This window comes from Dyadobacter sp. CY347 (genome assembly GCF_021502655.1).
GTDB lineage: Bacteria > Bacteroidota > Bacteroidia > Cytophagales > Spirosomataceae > Dyadobacter.
In genome coordinates this window covers 75435-89468 of sequence record NZ_JAKFFT010000009.1, presented here as the reverse complement: position 1 = coordinate 89468, position 14034 = coordinate 75435, and the positions used below count along the sequence as shown (strand labels likewise).

The 14034-nt window shown below is 45.7% G+C and carries 14 protein-coding genes; 9 read left to right on the top strand and 5 right to left on the bottom strand.

Annotated elements, in window-relative coordinates:
* Positions 1-43: 43 nt before the first annotated feature.
* From L0659_RS21240 to L0659_RS21230, 3 genes are all read right to left on the bottom strand, one after another.
* Positions 44-514, bottom strand: coding sequence for a LuxR C-terminal-related transcriptional regulator (locus tag L0659_RS21240; RefSeq protein ID WP_235128590.1), 471 nt, complete (start codon positions 512-514; stop codon positions 44-46).
* A 212-nt stretch (positions 515-726) separates the two neighbouring features.
* Positions 727-1311: a hypothetical protein gene (locus L0659_RS21235; RefSeq protein WP_235128589.1), complete on the bottom strand. Its 585-nt coding sequence runs from the start codon at positions 1309-1311 to the stop codon at positions 727-729.
* Positions 1312-1439: 128 nt separating this feature from the next.
* A complete protein-coding gene (locus tag L0659_RS21230) occupies positions 1440-1889 on the bottom strand; it encodes a hypothetical protein (protein WP_235128588.1) in 450 nt (149 codons plus the stop codon).
* Positions 1890-2054: 165 nt separating this feature from the next.
* Between L0659_RS21230 and L0659_RS21225 the strand changes: the two genes are divergently transcribed.
* Complete coding sequence (locus L0659_RS21225; protein ID WP_235128587.1) at positions 2055-2861, top strand: metallophosphoesterase; 807 nt, start codon at positions 2055-2057, stop codon at positions 2859-2861.
* 5 nt (positions 2862-2866) lie between these two features.
* Positions 2867-3463 carry a hypothetical protein gene (locus tag L0659_RS21220; protein ID WP_235128586.1) on the top strand — a complete coding sequence of 199 codons (597 nt, stop codon included), beginning with the start codon at positions 2867-2869 and terminating at the stop codon, positions 3461-3463.
* Here the strand turns inward: L0659_RS21220 and L0659_RS21215 are convergent.
* Both L0659_RS21215 and ligD read right to left on the bottom strand, forming a co-directional pair.
* Entirely contained in the window at positions 3460-4650 is a 1191-nt protein-coding gene (locus tag L0659_RS21215; protein WP_235128585.1) for a PAS domain-containing protein, read from the bottom strand. The two genes, L0659_RS21220 and L0659_RS21215, sit on opposite strands and share 4 nt — an antisense overlap.
* A gap of 161 nt (positions 4651-4811) precedes the next feature.
* Positions 4812-7481, bottom strand: coding sequence for a DNA ligase D (gene ligD / locus L0659_RS21210; protein ID WP_235128584.1), 2670 nt, complete (start codon positions 7479-7481; stop codon positions 4812-4814).
* A gap of 117 nt (positions 7482-7598) precedes the next feature.
* Between ligD and L0659_RS21205 the strand changes: the two genes are divergently transcribed.
* From L0659_RS21205 to L0659_RS21175, 7 genes are all read left to right on the top strand, one after another.
* Positions 7599-7961, top strand: a complete 363-nt coding sequence (locus L0659_RS21205) for a hypothetical protein (protein WP_235128583.1) — start codon at positions 7599-7601, stop codon at positions 7959-7961.
* A 126-nt stretch (positions 7962-8087) separates the two neighbouring features.
* Complete coding sequence (locus L0659_RS21200; RefSeq protein ID WP_235128582.1) at positions 8088-9488, top strand: ATP-binding protein; 1401 nt, start codon at positions 8088-8090, stop codon at positions 9486-9488.
* A gap of 35 nt (positions 9489-9523) precedes the next feature.
* A complete protein-coding gene (locus L0659_RS21195) occupies positions 9524-11185 on the top strand; it encodes a response regulator (protein ID WP_235128581.1) in 1662 nt (553 codons plus the stop codon).
* On the top strand, positions 11185-11454 hold the full coding sequence (locus L0659_RS21190; protein WP_235128580.1) for a UBP-type zinc finger domain-containing protein: 270 nt from the start codon (positions 11185-11187) through the stop codon (positions 11452-11454). Before L0659_RS21195 ends, L0659_RS21190 begins: the two co-directional genes overlap by 1 nt.
* Before the next feature lie 38 nt (positions 11455-11492).
* Positions 11493-12398 carry an AraC family transcriptional regulator gene (locus tag L0659_RS21185; RefSeq protein WP_235128579.1) on the top strand — a complete coding sequence of 302 codons (906 nt, stop codon included), beginning with the start codon at positions 11493-11495 and terminating at the stop codon, positions 12396-12398.
* A gap of 93 nt (positions 12399-12491) precedes the next feature.
* Complete coding sequence (locus tag L0659_RS21180; protein WP_235128578.1) at positions 12492-13256, top strand: SDR family NAD(P)-dependent oxidoreductase; 765 nt, start codon at positions 12492-12494, stop codon at positions 13254-13256.
* 205 nt (positions 13257-13461) lie between these two features.
* Positions 13462-13887: a response regulator gene (locus L0659_RS21175; protein WP_235128577.1), complete on the top strand. Its 426-nt coding sequence runs from the start codon at positions 13462-13464 to the stop codon at positions 13885-13887.
* Positions 13888-14034: the final 147 nt, after the last annotated feature.

Sequence of the window (14034 nt, the reverse complement as noted above, 5' to 3'; positions counted from 1 at the left end):
TTACCATTGTAAAGACTTTTTCACACCAAAGTATGATTTGTCGCTAGGGAATGAGGCTCAGCCGTTTGGCTTTCTCGACAGCCTGCGTGCGACTCTTGACTTCCATCTTTTCGAATAATTTGGAAGAATGTGTTTTGATCGTGTTGAGGGAGACAAAAAGCTGCCCGGCAATTTCCTGGTTGCTCAGGCCTTCTGCAATCAGGTTTAAGACTTCAAGTTCTCTTTTGCTCAATCCGAGCTGGGCCTGCTGTTGCTCGTTGAATTGAAAATGCTTCTTTTCAACCAAAACTTCCCTTTCTATCACAACCGTTTCAACCTTTGGTTTGGTCAGTTTCATGGCGATCCAGATGCCCAGGCCTGTGAAGAGCAAAGCGATTGCTCCTGCGTAAATTTCGAAAATGTGATTGATAATGATAAACCGAAGTTCGAGCCACTTCAACAGAAATAGCAGCAGGGCCAGGGATATGCCGTAAAGAATTGTCGGTTTGTGCTTATTAATAAATTCCCGGATCATTCGCAGGTTGGATTTGGCTAGTGTTGCCGCACCAAAAATAATGTTTCCGCCGAATTATCGGATTATGTTTGCTGTTTTTAATGACCATCCAATTTACATATATTAGATACTTTGCATATTGTTTTAATGTATAATTATTATTAAAAGTATTTTTAGTTGATCAAAAAAAAAGCCATGCTGAATGCACGGCTTTTCATTGTTATTTGGCCAGTCTATTTTGAGATAAACTTGCTGAAACGGCTTTCTTTTCCGTCCGCGGTTTCCGTTTGATAAAGGAATTGCAAGTTTCCTTCGTCGAACTTTTCAAAGAATTCGTCCCAACCGATCTCCTCCAATGTGTCTTTTCCTGAGTATCCAGGGAAGTCGATCCTTAATATTCCAGCATCAGATTTTTTCTTGCTTGTGCCTTTTACCATTGCTGGTTTTCCACCCCGCTGCTCTACCCATGCGCGAATTTCTTCATGGTCGGTTGTCGTGTTCGATTTGGAATCGGAATCGCTGTCTTTCTTCGCAGTGCTCTTTGAAGGCGTTTTTGAAGCGGTTTTCGAAGCAGTTTTTGCCGGCGCCTTAGTCGCAGCTTTGTCTGCTGAGCCTTTTGCCGAAGTTGCGGTCTTCTTTGAATCTGTTTTTGAATCAGTTTTGGCGGCCGTTTTCGCAGGTGCCTTATCCGCAGTGCTCTTAGCGGCCGAGCCCGTTGTTTTTTTAGCATCCGACTTAGCAGCAGCTTTCGGTGCGGACTTCGTTGCGGTTTTTGATTCTGATTTTTTTGTATCTGATTTTGCTGTTGTAGTAGCCATGATTTTGTTTGTTGATTTAAGCCGTCTTGTTAAAAAAGCATGCCGCGGAATCACAAAAAAAGGGGGTACCCAAAATATTGGATACACCCGCTAAAAAGAAGAGGATCATGTGATTACCTCGAAGAAGATCAGCCTGGCATGTTCGCCAACTTGGCTTCGTCATCAGCGATCTTTCTCTTTAATGATTCAATATCTTTTCTCAAATCATCCAGATGATCTGCGGCTTTTCTGGCGCGCTTTGCATCTTTTCGGGCTCCGCTTGCGCTATTTCCTGCACGGCGCGCGAGCTTTTTGTCCTGCGGATCGCCACCTAGTTTTTCCGCATTCTTCCGGTTGTCATCGGCTGACTGTTGCGCCTGCTCAGCGGTTTTTTCAACATCCCTTGTTGCGCCTTCAAGTTCATTTTCAAGCTTCGCGAGCTCCGTTTTGCGCTCATTTAATTTTTTATTCAATTCAATGTTCTCCTTTTGCTCTTTCAAGGTGTTCAAGGAATCCTTGGATACGACCTGAGCGGTCAGTGGCATTGCAATAGAGAGGAGTCCTAGCAACGCTAGTGTCTGGATGGTCTTAATTTTCATAATTTTTATTGTAAGGTCAAAAGCAACATTGCAATAATCGTGCCCTCTGAAAAATGCTGTTTTTGGGAAAAAAGCCTGCTTTTGTGGGAATTATAAGCATTGGTTCCCGGTTACAAGACAGGCTGCAACGGCCTGCATCAATTAGCAAATTAAATTAGCCATACATTGAAAAATTTTCCAAAAGCACTTCTGCTGATTTGGGGAATGACTTTAACAGCTTGCGAAGGCGTATTTCAGTACAATCCCAATCAGGTTATTTTTAAGGAGAACGAGACCAATTTAAATCAAAAGAACATTGATCGCATCCAGGCGATTCCATTGAAGGATACAGTCAGGTTTATCCTCATGGGTGACACGCAGCGCTGGTATGACGAGACAGATGCTTTTGTAAAAAGTGCCAACAGTCAGAAAGACGTTGCATTTGTCGTGCATGCCGGGGACATTTCCGATTTTGGCCTTTCGCAGGAATTCAAGTGGGTGAACAAGATTATGGTGAAGCTTAATTGCCCATATCTGACGGTCATCGGGAATCACGACCTTGTAGCAAACGGTCCTGCTGCTTACCAAAAAATTTATGGCCCTATGAACTACTCGTTCGAGTATGGGCATAACAAATTTATTTTCATCAATACAAATTCCAGGGAATACGTCTTCAACGGCGAAGTTCCTGACATTAACTGGCTGCAATCGCAACTGGCCGACAATCCTGAAAATAAGAATGCGATCGTCGTGGCGCATATCCCGCCTTTCGACGGAGATTTTGACCCGAATTTGCAGGACGATTATTCGGGCCTGCTGGCCAATGATAAGAATGTGAAATTTACACTTTACGGTCACCAGCACACATTTAAAGACGGCGAGTTTTACAATGACGGCGTGCATTATTATCTCACTACTGCGATGGGAGAGCGCGGATATTGGCTTTTAACGACCTGGAAAGGCGGTTATAAAGCAGAACGAATTGAATATTAAGCGCTATGAGAAAAATAATTTTACTACTCATCCTCTTTACACCGCTTTTCACTTCTGCACAGATCCGCGATGACGTGGATGCCAGTCGCAAATGGTTTCTTCCCGATCATATCAAACTGCAGTTCGCCGGTAACATTGGTTTCTTATCGGGCGGGCCGGGCTACATTTCGAAAAACAGAACATTGGAAACGGATTTGCTTTTCGGGTTTTTGCCCCAAAAGTTTGGCGGGGATGCCCTGGTGACCACGACGCTGAAAACCACCTATTCGCCATGGAGTATTCCGGTTAAAAGCGATTATTATATCAAACCATTCTCGCTCGGGTTCTATCTGAGCTATACATTTGGAACTCAGTTTGATACAAAGCTTCCTTCTCACTATCCCGTCGGCTATTACTGGTGGGCGACCTCTTTTCGGTCGGGTGCATATATCGGAGGTAAAGTCGGCAAGGATCTGACATTTAAAAATCGCCAGCGGTCATTGGAAATGTATTATGAGCTGGGAACTTACGATCTGTTGCTGATCAGTTATGTCCAAAATACGGGCTATTTGCGACCGTCAGACATTGTGAACTTGGCAATCGGGGTTCGGCTGGGCTTCTAAATGTTCGTTTCTCCTGTTTTTCTGGCAATGTCACGGATCACATTGTCCAGTTCTTTGGCTGACATGAGCAGGTGATCCAGGAGTTCGTTTTTTTCAATATCGCTGTGCTCGTAGTTTTTGATCAGGTCCACGATGCCCATGAGCCGGGCCAGTGGGGCACGCACCACGTGCGACTGCATGAACGCAATTTCCCGCAGTTTGCGTTCTTCTTCCTTCTGCCGTAACATGTTGGAAATTATGATCTCAGAATTTTTTCTGTTTTCAAGGATCACCGTTAAAATTGCAACCGCCCGGTCTATCACATTCAGTTCATCCTCGTTGGGCGTTTTGATATGGTCGTAATAAATGGCAAAAGTTGCGGTAACATTACCGTCAGAATCCAGGATAGGATGGGACCAGCACGATAGGAGGTGATGCGGAAGCGCAAGATGTTTGTATTTCGTCCAGACTGGATCATGTTCAATGTCACTTGCGATCACCTTTTCTTTCAGGTAGGCAGCAGTGCCGCAAGAACCGCATTCATATCCGATTTCCAATCCATTGATCGAGCTGATATAGGCGGCAGGTAAACTGGGCGACGACCAGTTTGTCAGCTTGTTATCGACAACGCCGACGATGGAGCATTTCATTCGTGGGTAAATCTGTTCAATGCCCAGCAAATATTCAGAAAGCACTTGTTGCAGTGATCGTTCCCCGTCAGAATTCAATGCAAGGATCTTTTTCTCTAATTGTTCGAGGATTTCAAAGCGTTTGTTTTCGGTAACGTCCACCATTACACCGCGCAGAAGCGTCGGCACACCATTCGTTTTGATGATGGAAACAATGTCTTTCAGCCAGACGATGTCGCCCGTTGCTGAAATCATCCGATAATCGAAAATGTGGTTTTTCCCGTCCCTGATATTGCGGTGACAATAGCCGATCGCCAATTCCCGGTCGTCGGGGTGAATGTGTTCTTGCCAGAAATTTTTTGACTTTACCCATTCTTCGGGAGAGAAACCGAGGATGCGAACGGCCTGATCGCTGACAAAGGAGAATTCTAATGTAGCAATATCCGCTTCCCAGACAATCCCATCGACAGTCTGCACGAGTGACTCGAAGCGATCCTCCCAGCTTCCCGAACGGGCATTGGCCTGCGCGTCTTTCCGGAGCTTTTCGTCGACCAGTCCATTAACCAAGCTTAAATCCATGCTTCTGAATTTAGTTATTCGGGTTTAAAATGGAGGTAAACGCAGAGTATATTCACAATATATATCCAAATTATCAAATAAACATAATCTGAACAGCCCGTTTTTACAGATATTTTCCCGGTTACAAGGTGTGGACGTTCACGCAGGCATGAAATGAAACGTTATCCTTTGGTTTCAGATTCAATTTTCGCGATCGCCGCTTCCAGATCAATCCCTTTGCCCAGCACAGGTTTGAAAAGATCTCCCTCATTTTGCAATCGGTCCATTGCATTCAGAATGGTGAAATCGCGCAGTTGCAGGCCTATTTTTACTTCTTCCCAATGCAATGGCATCGAAACCGTAGCGCCTGGTTTGGGCCTTACCGAGTATGGCGCGGCCAGAGTTGCCTTGGGCCTGTTTTGCAAATAGTCAATGTACAATTTTCCTTTGCGGTTTTTCGTCATCCGCTCAATGCTCGTGAAGCTGGATAGTTCTTGCTGCACCTGGCTGGCAATCCATTGCGCAAAAAGCTGGCATTGGTCATAAGAATATTTCGCGCCCAGCGGAATGTAAATATGCAGTCCCGTAGAGCCCGAAGTTTTGCAATAGCCTTCAATGCCGAGTGAGTCCAGCAACTGCTTGATCGCCAGCGCGGTCTCAATGACTTGTTCGAATGTGTTGGTGGTGTCGGGATCCAGGTCGAGCAGGCACCAGTCTGGATTGTCCGGCTTGTCGGTGCGGCTGTTCCAGGGGTTCATATCGATGCAGCCCAGGTTAGCCATATACAGCAAGGCGGCTTCATCATTGCAGATCATGAAGTTTTTTTCCTGCTCTTCATCATTGGACGTGTAGGGGAATGTTTCAACCCAGGCCGGCACCTTGCCCGTAACGTCTTTCTGGTAAAAACTTTTGCCGTCGATCCCGTTCGGATAGCGGTTTAGTGAAAGAGGTCTTTTTTCAAGATAGGGCAGCATGAAAGGCGCAATCTGATAATAATAATTGATCAGTTCCCGCTTCGTTATTTTTTCCTGGTGCCAGAAAATCTTGCTCAGGTTTGAAAATTTCACCTCATTACCATTGATCTTCCTGACCTGCGTTTCGTCGGTGGGGTTCAGTAATGTCTTGCGTTTTGACTTCGCAGGTTTGGCGATGATCTCATCCTTCTTTTCGGGTTTCTTGGCAGCCTTTTTCTCAGGTTCTTTCTCGTCTTCAACCACGCTCTCCGTCGGTTGCTCAACTTCCCGCACCACATCCTTGGCTTTTTTGTCCTCTCGCATGCCTTCAAACGACGGATGCCGGAATACGCCGTCGGATGTGACTTCTGTAAAGCTTACTTCACAAACAAGCTCGGGTTTGAGCCAGGTTGCATTGGCTTTGGGCGGGTTTGGTCTGAAACGGGAAGGTTTGTTGTAATCGGGCGTTTCCTCAAACGGGCTGTCTTCCGTTTCCAAAGGCTTGAACAGTTCCAGCATTTCCTTTTGCTGTTTGTCTTTAAAACCAGTTCCTACCTTTCCAACATACTGCAAAACTCCCTGATCGTAAGCAGCCAGTAACAGCGCGCTGAAATGCTTCGACGTGCCTGCATTGCGGGTATAACCGGCAATAATGACTTCCTGGCGCTTGTTAACTTTGATTTTGAGCCAATCATTAGTCCGCAAACCAGCCTTATACGGACTGTCAGAGCGCTTGGCAATGATTCCTTCCAGTCCCATTTCTCTTGCCGCTTCGAAAAAGGCAATTCCTTCCGAAGCGATGCTGTAACCGATCCTAACCGGACTATCCTCAGTAACAATGCTTTGTAAAATGGCTTTCCGCTCGGTAAGAGGCAGATGCATTAAATTTTTGCCTTCATACCACAGAATATCAAACACATAGTAAATCAATTCTCCATCCGCTTCGCTGCGCCAGTTCTGCAATGCGCCAAAATCTGAATGGCCCTTTTCATTGATCACAACGACTTCTCCGTCCAGCACGGCATTTATTTTCCAATCGCAGAGCCCTTCGTAAATTGAATAAAACTTGTCATTGAAAGACTTCTTGTTACGTGATTTCAGCTCCGTAATCCCTTTATTCATATAGGCAATGGCACGGTAACCATCCCACTTTACCTCATATTCCCATCCCGGGTCATCGAAAGGGCCGTCCACCAGCGTGGCAAGCATGGGCACAATGTCATCCATCGGGGGTTCTTCGTCTTCCTTCTTCTTTTTGGTCTTATCGCTCTTTTCTTTATCGTCTTTTTTCTGATCGTCTTTTGATTCTCCGTAAATGTTATCTGTGGTTGCTTTTATTCCATCCAGCGTTTTATTGGAAATAACCGACTTGTCTTTTTTGGTAATGTCCGTTTCCGAAGCAAATTTATCCCGGTGCTTTATGAGCAGCCAGGAGTTTTCCGACATTCCTTTTGTTTTGACCAAAGCAAATTCTCCTTTCAGCTTCTTACCCTTCATCCTGATCTTCACTGAGCCGGAGGCCAATTCTTTAAGCAGTATTTTTTCCTTCTCCTTTTTTGTTTTGGCTTCTTCCAGCGGCTCATACGTGCCTTCATCCCAAACCATTACAGTTCCAGCGCCGTAATTGCCCTTTGGAATGATCCCTTCAAAATCCTTGTAATCATAAGGATGGTCTTCCACCATCATGGCCAGCCGCTTCGTTGCCGGGTCGAGTGAAGGACCTTTGGGAACGGCCCAGCTTTTCAAAACACCATCCATTTCCAACCTGAAATCATAATGCAACCTGGAAGCGTGATGTTTCTGGATCACAAAAATGAGTTCTTCCGAATCGGCTTTGCCGCCTTTTGGTTCCGGTGTTTTTTCAAAGGAACGTTTTTCGTTGTATTTGGTCAGGCTCATGATCTTGGTGGTAACGCGATGATGTGGGAATGACTAAATAAAATAATCATACCGACTTGACAGTGAGCTGCTGGCAGGAATGGTTTTTTGTCTGATCGCTACGAACCAACTCAATTTATGATGAGCGTTATTGATATTCTCGGCGAACAAGAGGAAACATTGGGAACTGCGGAAGACCTTCGCGAAGAGATCATTGTCGAAAGTATGCAGGAGGAGCTTTCAGGCAGCTTGGTGAAGATCGAATTCGAAACTTCGATGGGGCTTTGCAGGGGCTACTATCACTCCGGCGAGCTAGGACATGAAGAAATTCATATGGAAGAAGCATCCATGGACATCCTGAAATCACTTTTTCCGGCCTGTAATGGTGTTTTTGTGCATCAGGCAAACCGCGACTGGGTTGAGATCAGCCTCGCGGAGCACATAAGCGGATTTCCCGAATACAAGTTGTACAACCGCATTGTGTCGGGCGGGGCCGCCTAGGCGGGGCCGCCTAGGAAGCCACGCCTAACTTCACATTCAAATTCGGCAGGTTTGCGTAAAAAAATGTCCTTCAAATCCTCAATTATTTCGAAATTGGGACATTGAGTTACGCCAAGCCCTAAATGTATGAAGGATATTACAGTCGGAGACCTGAAAGCCATCAAGGTTTTCCAGGATGTGCCTGATGATCAGCTGCAATGGATGATCGACAGAAGTAAACATTACGAATTGCCGGAAGGGGAGTTTATGACAACGCCCGGCGAACCATTGAGCGGCACCCATGTCATCATTTCGGGCCGTATCGAATTGTACCGCATTCAAAACAATGCAAAACTATTTATTGCCGAACTCCTTCCCGGAACGGTTACGGGATCATTGCCATTTTCGAGAGGAAAAGTAGGCGTGGCTTATGGCCAATGCACGGAATTGACGCAGATTATGACGTTTCCGGTGGAGCTGATGCGTGAATTGATCGTTTCACATTATGAGCTTACGCAGGCGCTGGTGATCGTGATGACGTCGCGGGTTCGTGAATTCACGGAATTGGAACAGCAGAATGAAAAAATGATGGCACTTGGAAAGCTGTCGGCCGGCCTTGCGCATGAGCTGAATAATCCCGCTGCTGCCATTGTAAGGGGTTCTGTTTCGTTAAAAAAACACCTTTTATTACAACCGGGCGCATTTAAGAAACTGATCTCTATTCACCTTTCTCCCGAAGAAATTGAGCTCATCAATGCTAAAATGCTCCAAATCATGGCCACCAAAGACCGGCCCGTGCTGAGTATGATGCAGCGTTCCGAGCGCGAGGATCAGATCTTGGACTGGCTGGATGTGAACAGCATTGGGGAATGCGACGATATTGCGGAAAATATTGTAGAATTTGGCATCACCGAGGACGATCTGGAAGAACTCAAAAGCAAAATCAATAAGGACGATTTTTCGCCGATCCTGCTTTGGATCAATAATAACCTGACCACTGAGCGGATGGTGGCGGACATTCAGGAAGCATCCAAAAGGATCGCTGACCTTGTCGGATCGGTGAAGACCTTCACGCACATGGACAGGGGCGGAGAAAAAGAGGTGATAGACATTCACGTCGGCATCAAAAATACGCTCACGATGCTGAACTATAAGTTGAAAAAGGCTAATATTAAAGTTACAGAAGAGTTTGACCTTACCCTACCACATGTTAAGGTGATGGTCGGCGAGCTTAATCAAGTCTGGACGAACCTGATCGACAATGCGATAGATGCACTGGAAAATCAGCCCGATCCTGAATTGCGGATCATTACACATCATGATAAGGAATTTGTGAAGGTTTCCATTTGTGACAATGGTCCTGGGGTCCCGGCAGAGATAAAGAACAGAATCTTCGATCCGTTCTTTACGACAAAGTCAGTTGGGAAAGGGACGGGATTGGGGCTGGATGTGGTCATTCGCATTATCAAACAGCATCATGGCTCGGTAACGCTGCATAGCGGACCCGGTAAGACGGAATTTTTAGTTTGTTTTCCTATCAATAGTTAATTTAGATTTCTTTACCCTTTAACAGCAATCTTACTATGGGTTTGCCCATTATATTTTCAATTGACGACGATCCACAGGTTTTGCGGGCCATCAGCCGCGACCTGAAAGCCCAATATAGGGATAGATACCGGGTGCTGAGCACTTCCTCTGTTAGCGAAGCGATGGAAAGCCTGGTAGAACTTCAAAATAAAGGCGAGGAAGTGGCCATATTTGTCTCCGACCAGCGGATGCCGGAAATGCAGGGCGTGGATTTCCTGGAAAAGGCCATGGTTATCTTTCCGTTTGCAAAAAGGGTTTTACTGACCGCTTACTCGGACACGGATGCAGCCATTAAGGCGATCAACGATGTGCAGCTGGACTATTATTTGATGAAACCCTGGGATCCGCCGGAAGAAAAGCTCTATCCGGCCATCGACGAACTGCTGCACGACTGGCAGGCAAATTACCGGCCCGACTTCACCGGCATTAAAGTGATAGGTTATCAATTTTCGCCTAAGTCTCACGAGATCAAGGATTTTCTAGCGGGTAATCTGGTTCCGTATCAATGGATGGACGCAAGTACAAATGATGCTGGTAAACAGATCATCAAAACAAATGGATTGTGCCCGACCGATTTTCCAACAGTCATATTTGACGACGGAACGATCCTGAGAACGCCTTCCTTGTTGGATGTAGCTTCCCATATCGGGTTGAATGCGAAGGTGAAATTGCAGGTTTATGATGTGGTTATTATTGGCGCGGGTCCGGCTGGGCTGGCTGCCTCTGTTTATGGTGCGTCCGAAGGTTTAAGTACTTTACTGATCGAGCGCAAAGCACCTGGTGGTCAGGCGGGTACGAGTTCTCGTATTGAAAATTATCTGGGTTTTCCAGCCGGTTTAAGCGGTTCGGAATTGACAAGACGGGCCATTACGCAAGCCACGCGTTTTGGAACAGAATTCCTTTCGCCACAATCCGTGAAGGAGATTAAATTAAAAGATCAGTACAAAACCATTGTCCTCGAAGACGGGACAGAAATCAATGCGAGAGCGGTGGTGATCACGACCGGCGTTGATTACCGGAAGTTGGAAACGAAGGGAATTTCGGAATTCACAGGCAAAGGCATTTACTATGGCGCCGCGAGCACGGAAGCCAGTTCTTGCGGAAATAAGGACGTATATGTGCTCGGAGGAGGCAATTCTGCGGGCCAGGCGGCGATGTATTTATCCAAATTTGCAAAAAACGTTTACATTATTGTCCGCAAAGACGATCTGACGTCATCCATGTCGTCCTACCTCATTGACCAGATCAAAAACACCGAGAATGTATCGATCCTGGGCTGCACTGAAATCGTGGAAGCAAAAGGGGATGATCATCTGGAAAGTTTGAGGCTGGTTGATCTCAATTCTTCGGAAGAGCGCGACGTTCCTGCCGATGCGTTATTCATTTTCATCGGGGCGCGGCCGTACACGGACTGGGTTGGTTTACAGATCATTAAAAACAATAAAGGTTTTATCGAAACCGGCCGTGATATGAAAAGTCACGAAAGCTTCCGTCAGGTATGGAAAATGCAGCGTGACCCTTACTTGCTCGAAACGAGCTCTCCCGGTATTTTTGCGGCGGGCGATGTGCGCGCGGGCGCAATGAACCGGGTCACCTCGGCAGTCGGGGAAGGTTCTATGTCGATTAGTTTTGTTCATCAATATTTAAGTGAAGTATAATGGAGCAGGTTTGTCAACACATCAGCGAGATTACTGATATTAAAAAAGCGGCGGCATACGAATGCGAGGAATGTGTAAAAGTCTATGGAAGATGGCTGCATCTGCGCACCTGCCAGACTTGCGGAGCAACCTTATGCTGCGACAGCTCGCCCGCCAAGCATATGACCAAGCACTATCACCACACAGGCCATCCCGTTGCCAGCTCAGCCGAGCCGGGAGAACAGTGGCTTTGGTGTTATAAGGACGAATCGTTCGTTGAATACAATTAAGCCTTGAAATTCCGGGATTGAATTTTGTAACTTTGTTTATGGACAAACCGACTTCAATCCCGGAATTTTACAAAGACACTTCACAGCTGATCCCCGAACCGGTCCAGAAGGAGATCGGTCATTTCAACATTTTCAGAACAGAGGATCTTTTCAGGGATTCCAAGCCAAAAACAGTGCCTTATAACCGCAGGGCATATTATAAGATCAGTCTGATCCTTGGTAGAAACCGCGCCGAGTATGCTGACAAAGTCATTGATATCGAGCATAATGCGCTGCTATTTGCTACGCCGCAGATTCCCTATAACTGGGAGCCGCTCGATGACAAGCAATCCGGGATATTCTGCATTTTTTCGGAAGATTTTCTAACCCAGAACAACAGCGGGATTTTGTTAAAAGACCTGCCCGTTTTTAAGCCAGGGAATGTTCCTGTTTTTTTTCTGAATGATGAGCAGATCGGAGACGTGACGCACATTTTTAACAAAATGTTCAGAGAAGTTTCTTCTGACTACGCGTTTAAATATGATCTGTTGCGCAATTATGTGCTCGAACTGATCCATAGCGGACAGAAATTGCAGCCGGCAACCGGCCTTTTTAACGAAACCAATGCGCATAAGCGCGTTTCTTCCCTGTTTATCGAACTGCTCGAACGCCAGTTTCCCATTGAACCGCCCCATCAAAAACTCTTGTTCCGTTCGGCGAAGGATTACGCGGATCAGCTGGCAATCCATGTGAACTATCTGAACAAGGTGTTGAAGCTCGTAACGGGCAAAACTACCACCGAACTCATCATTGAGCGCATTATCAAGGAATCCAAGATTTTGCTCAAACACACAGACTGGAATATTTCCGAGATCGCATATAGCCTCGGATTTGAGGAACCTTCGCATTTTAATAATCTCTTCAAGAAACACACTGCACTGAGTCCACGCGCTTTTAGGGCATAAGATTTGATTTTCGTAAGTTTTGATTTGAAACAGACAGAATTCTTTTTGTCGCACGGCATACTTTTGTTTCATCAAAATCAAAAAACAAACCATATGGAACAAGGTAATAAAATAGCATTGATCACGGGCGCCAGCAGAGGATTAGGAAAAAATATGGCGCTTAATCTGGCTCAACAGGGAAACGACATCATTGTCATCTATCGCAGCAAGGAACAGGAAGCGCTTGAAGTTGTGAAGAGCATTGAATCATTGGGCAGGAAATCGGTTGCCATGCAGCTGGATACGGCTAACACAAAAAACTTTGATACTTTTTTCAGTGACCTTCAAACAGTTCTGGAAACCAACTGGAACCGCAAAACTTTCGATTTCCTGATCAACAATGCAGGCATCGATGCCAATTCCCAATTTGCTGATACAACCGAAGAGGACTTTGATGCATTAATGAATGTGCATTTCAAAGGTGTTTACTTCCTGACTCAGAAAGCATTGCCTTACATAGCAGATAACGGACGCATAATCAACCTGTCAACCGGATTAACACGCTTTGTGACACCAGGTTATGCCGCTTATGCCTCCATGAAGGGTGCAATCGAAGTGCTGACCAAATACTTGGCTAAAGAGTTGGGTCACAGAGGCATTACCGTTAATATGGTTGCGCCAGGCATTATTCACACCGATTTCACGGAAAGAGCATTTGCTGCTCACGAGGGACTGGAAGCCCATGTAAATTCCATTACCGCATTGGGCAGGGTAGGTGAGCCACAGGACATTGGCGCAGTCGTTGCATTCCTTTGCACTGATGGGGCCCGCTGGATCAATGCTCAGCGCATCGAAGCCTCGGGTGGGATGAACCTTTGATATTCAACCTTTTGTCAGGCAGGCATTAATGCAGCTCAAAGCTGTTTTATTTCAGACATCGTCGCGGGCGCGTCCACATGGAAGCGCCTGCGCAAATTGAAGGAAAACCTTCGGAAGCCGAATTATTCCAAATTGGCGTTGGAATAGGTATTCGTTTGAATAAATGTGATATTTACAGATAGGAACCAGAACTAAAATCCCTGTAATGTCAGTAAAAGGGCCTATCATATTGATTGAAGACGATTCCGATGATCAGTTTTTGCTCAAAAGCGTCGTAGAGGAGTTACAAATCCCAAATCCCATTATTTTCTTTTCCAACGGGTTAGAAGCACTACTTTTTCTTGAAACCACTACAGAGCAGCCGTTCGTCATCCTGTGCGATATCAACATGCCGGTCATGAATGGGCTGGAACTCCGTCAGCGCATCGAGCAGAATGAGTATCTGAAAAAGAAGTCGATCCCATTCATTTTTTTAAGCACAGCCGATAATCCCCACATCATTTCCGTAGCGTATGACGCTACAATCCAAGGATTTTTTAAAAAGGAAAACAGCTTCGAAGACCTGAAAAAGCGGATCAGGATCATCTTTGAATACTGGCAAAGCTGCCTGCATCCGAATAATTATTCTTAGTCAGCAGAGAGGTCGTTGACGATGATATTACCCTAGCAACTTTGTTTACTAGTTGCGAGTCCGCCTTTAAATAATTCATTCTTGCCCCAGGAAAAGTCATGCATGTTGCAGGTTGCATTGGACATTATATTAGCCAATCAATTTTTA